This window comes from Kitasatospora sp. CB01950 (assembly GCF_001905465.1).
GTDB lineage: Bacteria > Actinomycetota > Actinomycetes > Streptomycetales > Streptomycetaceae > Kitasatospora.
In genome coordinates, this window is record NZ_LISX01000001.1 from 814,395 (window position 1) to 829,704 (window position 15,310).

Here is a 15,310-nt window from a genome sequence, read left to right on the forward strand (position 1 = left end):
CGCCGGGGCCCGGCCGCGTCCGCGAAAGGGTGTTACCGGCGGGTACACAAGCGGGCGTGGAGCGCCTAGGCTGCCCGCATGACGGAGAGCACGAGCCAGGTTCGGCGCAATCCTGCGGCCAAGGGTGCGGCGCGTACGGTTGCCGCGGCGGTGCCGGCGGCGGTGGTGGCGCGGTTGGCGAAGGGGGTCACGGCGTCCGGGGAGGAGGTCGTGAAGACTTTCGCGCCGCTGACCGGCGAGGTGCTGGCGACGCTGCCGGTGTCCGGGACGGCCGACGTGGAGCGGGCGTTCGCGGCGGCGCGGAAGGCGCAGCCGACGTGGGCGGCGTTGTCGGTGCGGCACCGGGCGGGGGTGCTGCTGCGGTTCCACGATCTGCTGCTGCGGCGGCAGGACGAGGTGCTGGACCTCATCCAGGCGGAGACCGGGAAGGCCCGGCTGCACGCGTTCGAGGAGGTCATGGCGGTCGCGTCGGCCGCCCGGCACTACGGCCGCACGGCGTCCTCGTACCTGAAGGACCGACGGCGTGGCGGTGCGGTGCCCGGGCTGACCAGTGCGGTGGAGGCGCGGCGGCCGAAGGGCGTGGTCGGGCAGATCTCGCCGTGGAACTACCCGCTGGAGCTGTCGGTCGGCGACGCGCTGCCGGCGCTGGTCGCGGGCAACGCGGTGGTGAACAAGCCGGACACCCAGACGGCGCTGACGGCGCTGTGGGCGCGGGAGTTGTTCGTCGAGGCGGGGCTGCCGCCGCAGGTGTGGCAGATCGTGCTGGGCGAGGGCCCGGTGGTGGGCCCGGAGGTGGTGGAGCGCGCCGACTACGTGGCGTTCACCGGCTCGACCCGCACCGGCCGGGACGTGGCCCGGCGGGCCGCCGAGCGGCTGGTCGGCGCCTCGCTGGAGCTGGGCGGCAAGAACGCGATGCTGGTGCTCTCCGACGCCGACCTCGACAAGGCGGCGGCGGGCGCGGTGCGGGCCTGCTTCTCCTCCGCCGGGCAGCTGTGCATCTCGATCGAGCGGCTGTACGTGCACCGGTCGGTGGCGGACGCGTTCCTGGCGAAGTTCGCCGAGAAGACGTCCGCGCTGCGCCTCGGCGGCGGTCTCGCCTACGGCGCGGACATGGGCTCGCTGGTGTCGGGCCGTCAGCTGGAGACGGTGACCCGGCACGTCGAGGAGGCGGTGAAGGCCGGGGCGACGGTGGTGGCCGGCGGGCAGGCCCGGCCGGAGCTCGGGCCGCTGTTCTTCGAGCCGACCATCCTGGACGGCGTCACCCCCGACATGGCGGTGTGCGCGGAGGAGACCTTCGGACCGGTGGTGTCGATCTACCGGTTCGACACCGAGGACGAGGCGGTCGCCGCCGCCAACGCCACCCCGTACGGCCTGAACTCCAGCGTGTGGACGAGGGACACCGGCCGGGGCCGCAAGGTCGCGGCGCGGCTGCGCACCGGCACCGTCAACGTGAACGAGGCGTACGCCGCCGCGTACGGGTCGGTGGCGTCGCCGATGGGCGGCATGGGCGACTCCGGGCTGGGCCGGCGGCACGGCGCGGAGGGCATCCTGCGCTACACCGAGGCGCAGACCATCGCCGTGCAGCGGCTGCTGCCGATCGGGCCGTCGATGGGTCTGGACGACCGGAAGTTCGCCGAGTTCTTCACCACCGGTCTCAAGGTCATGAAGGCGTTCCGCCTGAAGTAGCAGGGCAGTTGCTCAAGGAGGGGCAGTGTCGTTCGACTACGACGTCGTGGTGATCGGTTCGGGCTTCGGCGGTTCCGTCGCCGCGCTCCGGCTGACCGAGAAGGGCTACCGGGTCGCCGTCCTGGAGGCCGGGCGCAGGTTCGGCCGGGACGAGCTGCCCAGCACGTCCTGGGACACCCGCGACTACCTGTGGGCCCCGGCCGTCGGCCTGTACGGCATCCAGCGCATCCACCTGCTGCGCAACGTGCTGATCCTGGCCGGGGCGGGCGTCGGCGGCGGCTCGCTGAACTACGCCAACACGCTGTACGTGCCGCCGAAGCCGTTCTTCGAGGACCGGCAGTGGAAGCACATCACCGACTGGCAGTCCGAACTCGCCCCGTTCTACGACCAGGCGCAGCGGATGCTCGGCGTCCGGCTCAACCCGACCATGACGCCCTCCGACGTGCACCTGAAGGCCGCCGCCGAGGCGATGGGCTGCGGCGACACCTTCCACCTGGCCCCCGTCGGGGTGTTCTTCGGCGACGGCCGGGACGGCACGGGCGACGCCAAGGCCGCGCCCGGCGCCGAGGTCGACGACCCGTACTTCGGCGGGGCCGGCCCGAAGCGCAGGGCGTGCACCGAGTGCGGCGAGTGCATGACGGGCTGCCGGCACGGCGCGAAGAACATGCTCACCGAGAACTACCTGTACCTGGCGGAGCGGGCCGGCGCCGAGATCCTGCCGCTGACCACCGTGAAGCGGCTGCGCCCGTACGGCGACGGCTACGCGGTGGACGTGCTGCCCACCGACGCCCGCACCCGGCGGGCGAAGAAGGCCGGCGCCCGCACGATCGCCGCCGAGCGGGTGGTGGTCGCGGCCGGCACCTACGGCACCCAGACGCTGCTGCACCGGATGCGCGAGGGCGGGCTGCTGCCCCGGATCTCCGGCAGGCTCGGCCACCTGACCCGCACCAACTCCGAGGCGCTGGTGGGCGCGCAGACCTCCGACCGGCGCTACGGGGAGCGGGTCGACTTCACCCGCGGCGTGGCCATCACCTCGTCCGTGCACCCCGACGAGAACACCCACATCGAGCCGGTCCGCTACGGCCGCGGCTCGAACGCGATGGGCGCGCTGTCGATCCAGCAGGTCGGCGGGGCCGGGCGCGGGCCGCGCTGGCTGCGCTACCTCGGGACGGCCGCCCGCCACCCGTGGATCTTCGCGCAGTCGATGAACCAGCACCGTTGGTCGGAGAAGACCATCATCGGACTGGTCATGCAGTCGCTGGACAACTCGCTGACGGTCTCCCTGAAGAACGGGAAGCTGACCTCCCGCCAGGGCCACGGCGCACCCAACCCGAACTTCATCCCGGCGGCGGAGGAGGGGGCCCGGGCGCTGGCCGCGTCCATCAACGGCTTCCCCGGCTCGACCGTCGGCGAGATCTTCGACATCCCGCTGACCGCGCACTTCCTCGGCGGCTGCCCGATCGGCGACAGCGCCGACACCGGCGTCGTCGACCCGTACCACCGGCTGTACGGCTACCCGGGGATCAGCGTGGTCGACGGCTCCGCGATCTCCGCCAACCTCGGCGTCAACCCGTCGCTGACGATCACCGCGCAGGCCGAGCGTGCCATGTCGATGTGGCCCAACCGCGGCGAGGCCGACCCGCGGCCCGCGCAGGGCGACGCCTACCGGGCCGTCCGGGCGGTGACGCCCCGTCGGCCGGCGGTGCCGGAAGGGGCGTTCGGGGCGCTGCGACTGCCGCTGCTGGCCGTGCCGAAGGTGCCGCGGAAGGCCGACTGAAGCCGATTGACATTCTCTGACGGCCGATGGGATAAACGGGCACCCGATCACCGGACATCCCTGGGGGGACCGTCATGCCCATCTGCCAGTCCTGCGGCGCGGCCGTCGCCGGCGCCGTGGCGACCTGCGCGAACTGCGGAAAGGCCCTCGCGGCGCCCCCGCCCGCGATCGGTGAAGTGGTGGTGGACGGCACCGCGTCGCCGTGGGGCGCCGGGCGGATCCACCAGGACCGGCAGTGGCCGACGCCGTCCCGGGGCTGGCTCACCGCCGGCCGGGTGCTGCTCGCCCCGACCGTGCTGCTGGTGCTGCTGGCCGCGCTCGGCAGCACCGTCGGCGGCCGCGACGTGGCCGGGGTGGACGACGACCCCGGGGTGCGCTGGACCACCCAGACCTTCCAGATGTGGCTGCAGCTGACGCTGACGGCGTTCGGCACGCCCATGCGCAACAGCAACACCAGCAGCTACGGCACCATCGTCGTCGGCATTCACGTCCTGCCGTACCTGGTGGCCCTCGGCTGGCTGGCGCTGCTCTGGTGCGGCCAGCGGATCGCGACCCGGGCCCGCGCCGACGCGCCGACCGCGGGCGCGGCCGGCGCACAGGCGCTCCGCACCGGCGCGCTGTCCGCGACTGCGGCGCTCGTGCTGGGGTGGATCTCCACCGGCAGCACGCACAAGGAGACGCTCAGCCTCGACATGCACATCACCGCCGGCCCGGCGATGGCGCCGCTCGGGGTGTCCGCGTTCCTGGCCGCCGCCGTCGTGGTGCTCGCCGTGGACGGACAGGGCGTGCTGCGCGCCGAGGCCGCGCGGCGCCGGTGGCTGGGCGGCTGGCTGCTGGCGTGGCAGCACGCGGCGCGGGTGGTCGGCGGGCTGCTGGTGCTGCTCACCGTGGTGTCGGTGGTGATGCAGGTGCTGGTCGACCGGCCGTTCCCGCAGTCCGCGTTCCGGGCGCTGACGGTCAACGGCGGCGGCTACCTGTTCGGTGTCGGCAGCGGCGCCCGGGTCGTGGCGCGCGGCGTGCGCGGCGGCGCGGCCGACTCGTTCGCGCTGTACGACCTCGGCGAGCACGGCGGCCAGTGGTGGCTGGCGGTGGTGCCGGTGCTGCTGGCGGCGCTGGCGCTCGGCTGGTCCGCGCACCGCGGGCGGCTGCCGCAGCTGGACCGGGCCCGGCTGGCCGTGCTGTACGCGGCGCTGACCTCGGCGCTGGTGCTCGGCACCTCGATCTGGGGGAACGACCACACCATCATGAAGGGCGAGGTCCGGGACACCCGGATCGACCTGCTCGGCTGGTCGCTGCCCACGGTGCTGCTCGCCGCCGCGGCCTGGGCGGTGTTCGGCGCGCTGGTGGTGCCGGCCGTGCTCGACGCCGTCCGCCGCACCCCCGTGCCGGTGTCCGCGCCGCTGCCCGCGCAGCCGACGGACGGGCCGGACGCCGCGGCGGGACCGATCGGCCTGGTCGAACCGGTCGAGGAGGAGCGGTCGGCGGTCGGACACGTCGACCTGCTGGACTCGCACGCCGCCTACCGGCGGCCCGACGCCGGCTGAGCCCGGACAGGGCAAAGGGCCCCGCGGGGGAACGGGGCCCTTTGTCGGTCAGCACTCGGCGTCAGGGCCGCGCCGGTGCTGAGTGACGACGCCGGGGGGATGGGCGCCGTCGGGAAAATGGCTCGGAGCACCCCGGAGGCCGATGGGCATCACGGAGCGTGAGAGACGGGCCGTTCGCGCAAACGGCCCGAGCGCGGGGAGGGAGCGTGTGGTGCCCCCCGTCTCGCAGTCATCGTCCTGGACGAGGGCCGTGCCGTGCAACCGATTCGACGCAAATTCGGGTGAGGCCGGAACCGGACACGGCGCGGGGGAGCGCCGGATCCGACCGGCCGGAGTGGTCACTGTCCGTCATAGTGGCTTGCGGGGCGTACCGGGGCGTACGCCGGAGCGGACGGCAGCCGATGTGTGGCGGCCGGCACCGGTACCGGCCGCCACACTTCGGGTCCGCCCGGTCGCGGACGGGGTCGCTGTCCCCTGCTGACCCGACCGCAGCACCGGGGCGCGGTCCCACGGCGGGCCCGTGCCCGCCACGCGCACCCGATGGACCGGAGAAGATCCACGCGTGGTCCGCCGCCCGCGCCGCCCGCACCTGGAGGGTGCCGGCGTCTCGTGCGGCTCCCGGTGCAACGATTCGCCTCCCGGCACGGTCACGGGCAGCGCGGCGGGCAGTCGGGTGAAACGCTCCCGGTAGACTCGGTGTCGACACCCCTTTTGTACCGCCGCCGGAAGGCCGTCCGTGTCCTCTGTACACCCCCAGTCCCCGCCGGAGAACGACACCGTCCTGGTCGTCGACTTCGGCGCCCAGTACGCCCAGCTCATCGCCCGTCGGGTGCGTGAGGCGCGGGTCTACAGCGAGATCGTGCCGAGCTCCATGCCGGTCGCCGAGATGCTCGCCAAGAACCCCAGGGCGATCATCCTCTCCGGCGGTCCGTCGTCGGTGTACGAGGAGGGCGCTCCGCAGCTCGACCGTGCGATCTTCGAGGCCGGGGTTCCGGTGTTCGGCATGTGCTACGGCTTCCAGCTGATGGCCACCGTCCTCGGCGGCACCGTCGACAACAGCGGCGCCCGTGAGTACGGCCGCACCCAGCTGGCCGTCTCGCGCTCCGGCTCGACGCTGTTCGAGGGCGTCCCGGACAAGCACTCGGTGTGGATGTCGCACGGCGACGCCTGCTCGGCCGCGCCCGAGGGCTTCACCGTCACCGCCTCCACCGACGTCGTGCCGGTCGCCGCGTTCGAGAACGACGAGCGCAAGCTGTACGGCGTGCAGTACCACCCCGAGGTCCTGCACTCCGAGCACGGCCAGCAGGTGCTGGAGCACTTCCTGTACCGCGGCGCGGGCATCGAACCGAACTGGACCACCACCAACGTGGTCGAGGAGCAGGTCGCGCTGATCCGCGAGCAGGTCGGCGACAAGCGCGCCATCTGCGGCCTGTCCGGCGGCGTGGACTCCGCCGTCGCCGCCGCCCTGGTGCAGCGCGCCATCGGCGACCGGCTGACCTGCGTCTACGTCGACCACGGTCTGATGCGCAAGGACGAGACCGCGCAGGTCGAGAAGGACTTCGTCGCGGCCACCGGCGTCAAGCTGGTCGTGGTCGACGCCGAGGAGCGCTTCCTGGACGCGCTGAAGGGCGTCTCCGACCCCGAGCAGAAGCGCAAGATCATCGGTCGCGAGTTCATCCGCGTCTTCGAGCAGGCCCAGGCCGACATCATCGCCGACGAGGGCCCCGCCGTGGAGTTCCTGGTCCAGGGCACCCTGTACCCGGACGTGGTGGAGTCCGGCGGCGGCACCGGCACCGCCAACATCAAGTCGCACCACAACGTGGGCGGCCTCCCCGAAGACCTGGAGTTCCAGCTCGTCGAGCCGCTGCGCAAGCTGTTCAAGGACGAGGTCCGGATGGTCGGCCAGGAGCTCGGGCTGCCCGCCGAGATCGTCCAGCGTCAGCCGTTCCCCGGCCCCGGCCTGGGCATCCGCATCGTCGGCGAGGTCACCAAGGAGCGCCTGGACCTGCTCCGCGAGGCCGACGCCATCGCCCGCGAGGAGCTGACCGCGGCCGGCCTGGACCGCGAGATCTGGCAGTGCCCCGTGGTGCTGCTGGCCGACGTCCGCTCGGTCGGCGTGCAGGGCGACGGCCGCACCTACGGTCACCCGATCGTGCTGCGCCCGGTCTCGTCCGAGGACGCCATGACCGCCGACTGGTCGCGCCTGCCCTACGAGGTGCTGGCGAAGATCTCCACCCGGATCACCAACGAGGTCAAGGACGTCAACCGCGTCGTGCTGGACTGCACCTCCAAGCCGCCGGGCACCATCGAGTGGGAGTAGTCCCACCGGCAACCGTGTGACCACGCCGCCGCTCCCCGACAGCAGGGGAGTGGCGGCGCCGTCATGTGCGGGCGGCACCCGGCACAATCGGACCCGGTCCTGTCGGCGGTCGGCAGGCGGCGCGAGACAGAAGGGGCGGCAACATGGCGACAGGGACGGCGACGAGCCCGCAGGAGGACCGCCGCGGCACGGCAGCCCGGATCGGGCGGTGGAAGGCGACGGCCTCGCGGCTCGCCCTGCTGCCGCTGCGGCTGTTCCTCGGGGCGACCTTCGTCTACGCCGCCTTCGACAAGCTCTCCGACCCGCACTACCTGGCCGGCGCCGGCGACGCCGCGTCCTTCTACGCGCAGACGCAGGCCGCCGAGGCCGGCAGCCCGGTCGGCCGGGCGCTCGCCCCGGCGCTGCACGCCCCCACCTTCTTCGGCCTGCTGATCGCCTTCGGCGAGCTCGCCGTCGGCCTCGGCACCCTGTTCGGCCTGTGGGGCCGGGTCGCCGCCCTCGGCGGCGCACTGCTCAGCGCCACCCTCTGGCTGACCGTCAGCTTCCACACCACCCCGTACTACCTGGGCAACGACCTCGCCTACCTGCTGGCCTGGACGCCGCTGCTGCTGGCCGGCACCCCCTACCTGTCGGTGGACGGCTACCTCGCCGCCCGGGCCGCCCGGGACCGCGCCCGCGGCCTCGCCGAGGACGCGGTGCGCCGCCGCGCCCTGCTGGACGGCGGCATCGCGGCCGTCGCGCTCGGCGGCGCCGGCCTGCTGTCCGGCTCGCTCACCGCCGCCTTCGGCCGCGAGGACCTCCCGCCCGCCGCCGCCGCGCCCGGCCCCGCCGCCCCCCGGCCGGCCGGCAACGCGCCGAGCGTCCCCGCCGCGCAGGTCCCGGTCGGCGGCTCCGCCACCGTCAAGGACCCCGCCAGCGGGGACGCCGTGTACATCGTCCAGCCGTCCGCCGGGAAGTACGCCGGCCTGTCCTCGGTCTGCACCCACTCCGGGTGCGCGGTCAACCCGCCCAAGGACGGCCGGCTGTACTGCCCCTGCCACGGCTCCACGTTCGACGCCGCCACCGGCGCCGTGATCACCGGCCCGGCCGTCAAACCGCTGCCCGGCTACGCCGTCACCAAGAACGGCGAGCAGCTCGAACTCGGACCGCAGCAGGCCCAGGCCTAGCCGTCCAGCGTGTGATCGTCGTCGCGGGCCCCGCCCCGGCCGCGCCTGGAGACCGCCACCAGCGCGCCGCCGAGGCCGCCCGCGCCGAGCACGATCAGCGCCAGCGGGAGCACGAAACGGCTGTTCACCGACCGGTCGTTCAGCGACGCCACCAGGTACAGCAGGGCCAGGACCGTGAACAGGCCGCCCGCGACCAGCGCGTACAGATCGAACTGATGCTTCCTCATCACCGCTCCACCCTGATGTCACCGATGCCCATCGTCACCGTCAGGTCCAGCACGCCCTTGGACGGCTGCCCCGCCGGGACCTCGATCACCACGTCCTCGTTGACGACCGGGCCGCCGTACTCCTGGCCGTCCGGCAGGCTCACCGAGCCCACCCCGTCGCGCAGCTTCAGCCGCAGCTCCACGCCGGTCGGCACCTGCACCACCGCGGTGCCGATGCCCACCCGCAGCTCGGTGCCGAGGGTGCCGCCCTTCGGGTCCAGCGCCGACAGGTCGAGCCGGGCGTCGCCGATGCCCGCCGTGTACTGCGAGTGCAGGTTGTCCGGGGCGGCCGTCCAGTGGCGGTCGCCGATCGAGTCCGCGACCGTCGCCGAGGTGGACGACGCGGCCACCAGGCCCGCCGTCACCAGCAGCGCCAGGAAGGTCAGCCCGCGGGTGCGGCCCCAGCGGGCGCTCAGCATCATCGCCAGGCCCAGCGGCAGCAGCGCCACCGCCAGCACCGTCGACCAGCGGTGGTCGCCGTGGTCGGTCGCAGCGACCGCCCAGGCCGCGCCGACCGACACCAGCACCGCCCACGCGCCCAGCCCCGAACGTCCGCGCTGCCGCCGCCGCTCGGCCTTCCACTCGCGGTGGCGCTGCATGCTCTCCCGGTGCTGCTCCATCGCCTCCCGGTGCGCCCGGCGGCGCTCGTCGGCGCGCTCCCGGTACTGCGCCATCCGCTCCTGGTGGCTGTTCGGGTCGGCGGTCTCCTTGCGCAGCGGGTCGCCGTCCGGCAGGTCGGTGCGCTGCCACCACGGCTGGGCGGGCGCGCCGGGCGGCGGCGTCGCGCCGTACGGGTTGCGCTCCGGGTGCCGCGGGTCCCACAGGTAGCCGGACTGGCCGGTCGGGGGCGTGTCCGCGGGCCGCTCCTCGTGCCGGGCGGCGATCCGCTCCTGCAGGTCGGTGGTGCGGGCCTGCCACTCGCCGCGCAGGTCCCGGCCCATCGCCTCGCCCCACGTCTTCCAGTCCGCGAACGCGCCGGACGCGTCGAGGCGGTCGTAGGGGCCGCCGGCGCTCTTCGGGCCCGGCTCGGCGCCGGCGAAGCGGCGCCGGCGCTCCGGGTCGTAGCGCAGCGCCAGGAACACCAGCGCGGCCAGCAGCAGCAGCGGGAAGAGCTGGTCGCCGTCGTTCATCGAGGAGAAGAACACCCCGGTGCCGATCACCGTCAGCAGCACCGCGCCGACCGACTGGCCGTCCACCCGGCCGGTCAGCACGCGCTGGAGCTCGGTGCGGCCGCCCTCGCCGTCGGCGGCCTCGCGCGGCACCACCAGCCAGGCCAGGCCGTACAGGAACAACCCGAGCCCGCCGGTCAGGCCGAGCACCGCGATCACCACCCGGAACACCACCGGGTCGATGTCCAGGTAGCGGCCGAGCCCGCCGCACACGCCCGCCACCACCCGGTGCCGGGAGGAGCGGGTCAGCGCCGGTCGCGGTTCGGCGGGGGCGTCCGGTGCGTCTCCCGGGATCTGGTCGTCCGTCATGGCATCCATCCTTCCGGGCCGCAGGGCCCCGCCCAACCGTCCCGGGCCCCGGACCGACCCTGAACTGTCCCTGAGGCGGGCTCCGGGCCGAACCCTGATGCGCCGCCGACCGGCCACCTGCGACCATCGGTGCCGTGGCCGTTCCCGAGACCCGAAGCACCGAGACCGCCCCGACCGACACACCGGCCGGGGCGCCGCCCTACCGGCGGCTCTACCGCAGCCCGCACGGCCGGATCCTCGGCGGCGTCTGCCAAGGCCTGTCGGTACACCTCGGCGTGCCCGTCACCTGGGTGCGGCTGGCGTTCATCGTGCTGTTCTTCTCGCAGGGCATCGGCACCCTGCTCTACGCGGCGTTCTGGGTGGTGGTCCCGCTCGGCATCGGCGAGGCCGCCCCCGGCCGGGCCCCCGGCGCCGCGCAGGTCGGCGGCCGCTTCGGGCGGCTGCGCGAACTGCTGGAACGCACCTTCCACGGCGAGGACGGCGCCCCGGGCGCCCCCGGTGCCTTCGCCGCCGACCCGGAGGCCCGCCCGCAGACCGGCCCCGCCGCCGGGGCCGGGCAGCGCGGCGGCAGCCTCGGCCAGCTGTTCGCGCTGATCGGCCTGGTCATCGGCGTCATGGCGCTGCTGTCCGCGCTCGGCATCCAGACCGCCAAGCCGTACGTGTGGCCGCTGCTCGCGGTCGGCGTCGGCGTCGCCCTGGTGTGGCGGCAGGCCGACGACTCGCGCTGGCAGAACTGGTTCGGCCTGGAGCCCGGCAGCCGCAAGGGCGCCTACCTGCGGGTCGCCGCCGGCGTGCTGCTGGTGGTGGCCGGCATCATCGGCTACTTCCTGATGCAGGGCGTCGCCTCGCCGATCGCCCTGGTCATCGAGTCCTCGCTGGCCGTGGTGGCCGGCGTGCTGGTGCTCGGCGGCCCGTCCATGCTGCGGATGTGGCAGGACCTCGGCGCCGAGCGCACCGCCCGCATCCGCGCCCAGGAGCGCGCCGAGATCGCCGCGCACATCCACGACTCGGTGCTGCACACCCTGACCCTGATCCAGCGCCGCGCCGAGGACCCCAAGGAGGTGCTGCGCCTGGCCCGCGCCCAGGAACGCGAACTGCGCCTGTGGCTGTACCGCCCCGAGGCCGCCGCCGAGGCCGCGCCCGACACCCTCGCCGAGCACCTGCGGGAGATCGTCGCCGAGGTCGAGGACCGGCACGGCGTGCCCATCGAGCTGGTCTGCGTCGGCGACTGCCCGATGGACGAGAAGATCGCCTCGCAGATGCAGGCGGCCAGGGAAGCCATGGTGAACGCCGCCAAGTACGGTGGCGGGGGACCGGTCCAGGTCTTCGCGGAGGTGGAGGGGAGGACGGTGTCGGTGTTCGTCCGCGACCACGGCCCCGGCTTCGACCCCGACGACCTCCCCGAGGACCGCATGGGCGTACGCGAATCGATCATCGGCCGGATGCGGCGCAACGGGGGCACCGCGCGGGTGCGGCCCGCGCCGGACGGCGGGACCGAGGTCGAGCTGGAGATGGAGAGGGCGGCAGATGACTGACGCAGCGGCACCCGAGAGGCGTGCCCGGGTGGTTCTGGTGGACGACCACCGGATGTTCCGCACCGGTGTGCGCGCCGAGATCGGGCGCACCGAGGAGACCGGCATCGACGTGGTCGGCGAGGCCGACGACGTGGAGTCCGCGGTCCGGGTGGTCGCCGAGACCCGGCCCGACGTGGTGCTGCTGGACGTCCACCTGCCCGGCGGCGGCGGCGTCGAGGTGCTGCGCCGCTCGGTGGGCGTGGAGGGGGTGCGCTTCCTCGCGCTGTCGGTCTCCGACGCCGCCGACGACGTCATCGGCGTGATCCGCGGCGGCGCCCGCGGCTACGTCACCAAGACCATCACCGGCACCGACCTGGTCAATGCGATCTTCCGGATCTCCGACGGCGACGCGGTGTTCTCGCCGCGGCTGGCCGGCTTCGTGCTCGACGCGTTCGCCGCCACCGACACCCCGCCGGTCGACGAGGACCTCGACCGGCTCACCCAGCGCGAGCGCGAGGTGCTGCGGCTGATCGCCCGCGGCTACGCCTACAAGGAGATCGCCAAGCAGCTGTTCATCTCGGTGAAGACGGTGGAGAGCCACGTCTCCGCGGTGCTGCGCAAGCTCCAGCTGTCCAACCGGCACGAGCTGACCCGCTGGGCCACCGCCCGCCGCCTGGTCTGAGTCGCCGCCCGGGGGCCGGTCGTCCGGTCGGCCCCCGGCCTCCGCCCGCCCGGGTGCCCGCCATGTGATAGTTGTCCGGTTATGTCGGGAGGCATGGGAACCGGGGAGCAGGGTGAGCATCAGGCGGGCTTCCGTACCGGACCCGGGCCCGTGGCTGCGGGCCCGGGCCTCGGCCCCGGCGGTGGCGGCGGCTGCGGTCATGCTCGGTGTCGTCGTCTTCGACGCGCACCGCAGCGGCATCAACACGATGGACAACGCCTTCGTGGTGAAGGCCGCGCAGACCTTCCTGGACGGCGGGTCCCCGTACGCCGACCGACGCTTCCTGTACCTGCCGAGCTCCGTGCTGTTCGCCGTCCCGCCGACCCTGCTCTCCGAGGAGGCGCGGTTCTGGCTGGTGCCGGCGGGCACCGCGGCCCTGGTGGTGGCGGGCTGGTTCCTCGCCCTGCGGCTGTTCCGGGTGCCGTGCCTGAGCCGGCTGGGCGTGCTCGGGGTGCTGTTCCTCTGCTTCTTCGGGCCGTTCCGGAACCTCGTGCAGCTGGGCAACTGGACGGCCTGCTCGGTGGCGGCGCTGCCCGCGGCCCTGGTGCCGGCCTCCCGGGGCCGGTGGGTGCGGGCGGGCCTGGTGGTCGGCGTGGCGCTGGCCGTGAAGCCGATGCTGCTGCCGCTGACCCTGCTGTTCCTGTTCGCCCGCCGCCCGAAGGCCTTCCTGGCGGCGGCCGCCGTCCCGCTGGCGACCGCCGGCGCGGCGGCCGCGCTGATGCCCGAGCCCGGCCTGTTCGTCACCCGGACGCTGCCGTTCCTGCTGCGCGGCCAGGACTCGTTCGCCAAGCCCTACGACGCCTCGCTCACCACCCTGCTGCCGCGCGTCGGCGTGCCGGAACGGCTCGCGCTCGCGGTGGCCGGGCTGCTGGCGCTGGCCCTGCTGGTCGGGGCGTGGCGGCGTTGGCGGGCCGGCGGCGACGAGGGCCTGCGGCTCGCCGAGACCGCCGCGATGCTGATGGCGGCGGCCTGCCTCGCCGGGCGGCCCGCGTTCGACCACTACCTGCTGGTGCTGCTGCCGGTGCTGGCCGCCTCGGTGGTCCGGGCCGGCTCGGTGGCCCGCTCGCCGTGGCTGTGGATCGCGCTGATTCCGCGGATGGCCGGCTTCGAGCTGCTGTGGGTCGACGCGGTGGAGCACTGGGCGTACTCGGTCGCCGCGGTCAACCTCACCGTCGCGGCGCTGCTGCTCCGCCGGGTGGCGCGTCCGGTCGCCGGAGGCCCCGGCGGTGTCCGGCCGACCGGATTTGGCGCTGACCTGCCAGAACGTGGATATGTGCAGGTCAAGACGAGGGTCGGGCACTGATTCGGCCCTGTACGACCCAATTGTCTTTACTCGCCCCTTGCTTAGAAGCGACAAAACGCACGCTAAGGTCTTTGAGTCCGTCCGGCCGTCCGCCGTTCCGACACCCGTACACGTCCCCCCGCGTCGAGGGTCTTCGATGACTTCTGCTCCACCGCTGACCAAGCCGGCCGAGGCTCCCTCGACCGGAGCCGGACCCCCCCCGGCCAAGCAGCCCGCTGCCAGACCCCGCCTCTACGTCCTGGACGGGTTGCGGCTGATCGCCTCGCTCGGCGTGGTGGCCTTCCACTGGACGGGCGTCGACATCCACAAGAGCGTCTGGGGTGCGAGCCCCGAGCTGCTGATGCCCGGCTGGCACGCCTGGGGCGCCTACGGGTGGCTCGGAGTCCAGCTGTTCTTCCTGATCAGCGGCTTCGTCATCTGCATGTCCTGCTGGGGGAAGACGCCCCGCGAGTACTTCACCTCGCGGGTGGTGCGGCTCTACCCGGCGTACTGGGTCGGCATCGTGCTCACCACCATCGTGGTGAACTACGTCCCGTTCTCCCGGGCCGACCGCAGGAACATGAGCTTCAGCGACGTGATGGCCAACTTCACCATGCTGCAGCGGCCGCTCGGCGCGCAGGAGGCGGACGGCGTCTACTGGACGCTCTGGATCGAGCTCCGCTTCTACCTGCTCTTCGCGATCATGGCCGTGATCGGCCTGACGTACCGCCGGGTGCTGGCGTTCTGCATGATCTGGGCCACCGTCGCGGTGATCGCCCCGGCCGTGAACTCGGACCTGCTGACGTACATCGTCCAGCCCGAGGACGCGCCGTTCTTCATCGCCGGCATCGCGATGTACCTGATCTACCGGTTCGGGGCCTCGCCACTGCTGCTCGGCATCGTGGTGTTCGAGTGGCTGATCGCGCAGAACCGGCTCCGCGTCATCGTCGGCGCCTACGAGTACGAGGTCCACCACAAGCTCTCCTGGCCGATCATGGCCGAGGTCTCGGGCGCACTGTTCCTGATCATGCTCGCGGTCTCCATGGGCGCCTTCAACTGGGTGCGGTGGAAGTGGCTGACCGTCGCCGGCGCCCTCACCTACCCGCTGTACCTGCTGCACCAGGAGATCGGCTGGGCGGCGATCTCGCTCGGACGCCAGAACGGCATTGCCCCCGTGCCGATGCTCGGGATCTGCCTGGCCTTCATGCTCTGCCTGGCCTGGGTGGTGCACCGGTACTGCGAGCGGCCGCTGTCCAAGCTGCTCCGGCGGCTGATCGACGCGCCCTCGCTGTCGCTGCCGAAGGCCGACCCGCCGGTGAAGGAACGCGCCCGGACCGGCGCCCGGAGCCCCGCGCCGGAGGAGTCGGCGGAGCCCACCGGGGCTGCGGTGCGCGTCGGCCCGTGAACTAGGGTGTGTGGCTGGCGTGGCCGTTTGCCGGAGGTGCACTTCCGGCGGGATCCGAGGACAGACACATGGGGAGTAGCGCGGTGGCACAAGGTGCCCCGGCGGTGTCCGGGGGGGCGCGCCAAGGGTCGTCCCGCCGGCGTGATGGCAT

Annotated in this window: 11 protein-coding genes and 1 pseudogene; 10 read left to right on the forward strand and 2 right to left on the reverse strand. The window is 73.6% G+C overall.

What is annotated here, in order from left to right:
* The first annotated feature begins 78 nt into the window (after positions 1-78).
* The 6 genes and pseudogenes from AMK19_RS03865 to AMK19_RS38545 all read left to right on the forward strand — a co-directional run bounded on the left by AMK19_RS03865 (position 79) and on the right by AMK19_RS38545 (position 8,493).
* Positions 79-1,686, forward strand: coding sequence for a succinic semialdehyde dehydrogenase (locus AMK19_RS03865; protein WP_073808006.1), 1,608 nt, complete (start codon positions 79-81; stop codon positions 1,684-1,686).
* A gap of 25 nt (positions 1,687-1,711) precedes the next feature.
* Positions 1,712-3,463, forward strand: coding sequence for a GMC oxidoreductase (locus tag AMK19_RS03870; RefSeq protein WP_073808007.1), 1,752 nt, complete (start codon positions 1,712-1,714; stop codon positions 3,461-3,463).
* 74 nt (positions 3,464-3,537) lie between these two features.
* The gene (locus tag AMK19_RS03875; RefSeq protein WP_073808009.1) at positions 3,538-5,007 is read left to right on the forward strand and encodes a hypothetical protein; all 1,470 of its coding nucleotides are present in this window, start codon (positions 3,538-3,540) and stop codon (positions 5,005-5,007) included.
* Positions 5,008-5,743: 736 nt separating this feature from the next.
* Positions 5,744-7,327, forward strand: coding sequence for a glutamine-hydrolyzing GMP synthase (gene guaA / locus AMK19_RS03880; protein WP_073808010.1), 1,584 nt, complete (start codon positions 5,744-5,746; stop codon positions 7,325-7,327).
* Between the two features lie 143 nt (positions 7,328-7,470).
* A pseudogene (locus AMK19_RS38540) lies at positions 7,471-7,992 on the forward strand (DoxX family membrane protein); the annotation flags it as partial.
* 30 nt (positions 7,993-8,022) lie between these two features.
* On the forward strand, positions 8,023-8,493 hold the full coding sequence (locus AMK19_RS38545) for a QcrA and Rieske domain-containing protein (protein ID WP_274536951.1): 471 nt from the start codon (positions 8,023-8,025) through the stop codon (positions 8,491-8,493).
* Here the strand turns inward: AMK19_RS38545 and AMK19_RS03890 are convergent.
* Together AMK19_RS03890 and AMK19_RS03895 are read right to left on the reverse strand one after the other, a co-directional pair.
* Complete coding sequence (locus AMK19_RS03890) at positions 8,490-8,720, reverse strand: hypothetical protein (protein ID WP_073808014.1); 231 nt, start codon at positions 8,718-8,720, stop codon at positions 8,490-8,492. The genes AMK19_RS38545 and AMK19_RS03890 overlap by 4 nt on opposite strands.
* Positions 8,720-10,237, reverse strand: coding sequence for a PspC domain-containing protein (locus AMK19_RS03895; RefSeq protein WP_073808016.1), 1,518 nt, complete (start codon positions 10,235-10,237; stop codon positions 8,720-8,722). Before AMK19_RS03895 ends, AMK19_RS03890 begins: the two co-directional genes overlap by 1 nt.
* Positions 10,238-10,371: 134 nt before the next feature.
* Between AMK19_RS03895 and AMK19_RS03900 the strand changes: the two genes are divergently transcribed.
* The 4 genes from AMK19_RS03900 (at position 10,372) to AMK19_RS03915 (ending at position 15,159) form a co-directional block, all read left to right on the forward strand.
* The gene (locus AMK19_RS03900) at positions 10,372-11,772 is read left to right on the forward strand and encodes an ATP-binding protein (RefSeq protein ID WP_073808018.1); all 1,401 of its coding nucleotides are present in this window, start codon (positions 10,372-10,374) and stop codon (positions 11,770-11,772) included.
* Positions 11,765-12,433: a LuxR C-terminal-related transcriptional regulator gene (locus AMK19_RS03905; RefSeq protein WP_073808020.1), complete on the forward strand. Its 669-nt coding sequence runs from the start codon at positions 11,765-11,767 to the stop codon at positions 12,431-12,433. Before AMK19_RS03900 ends, AMK19_RS03905 begins: the two co-directional genes overlap by 8 nt.
* Before the next feature lie 112 nt (positions 12,434-12,545).
* Positions 12,546-13,775, forward strand: a complete 1,230-nt coding sequence (locus AMK19_RS03910; RefSeq protein ID WP_241844212.1) for a glycosyltransferase family 87 protein — start codon at positions 12,546-12,548, stop codon at positions 13,773-13,775.
* Positions 13,776-13,911: 136 nt separating this feature from the next.
* Entirely contained in the window at positions 13,912-15,159 is a 1,248-nt protein-coding gene (locus AMK19_RS03915) for an acyltransferase family protein (RefSeq protein ID WP_073808024.1), read from the forward strand.
* Positions 15,160-15,310 lie beyond the last annotated feature (151 nt).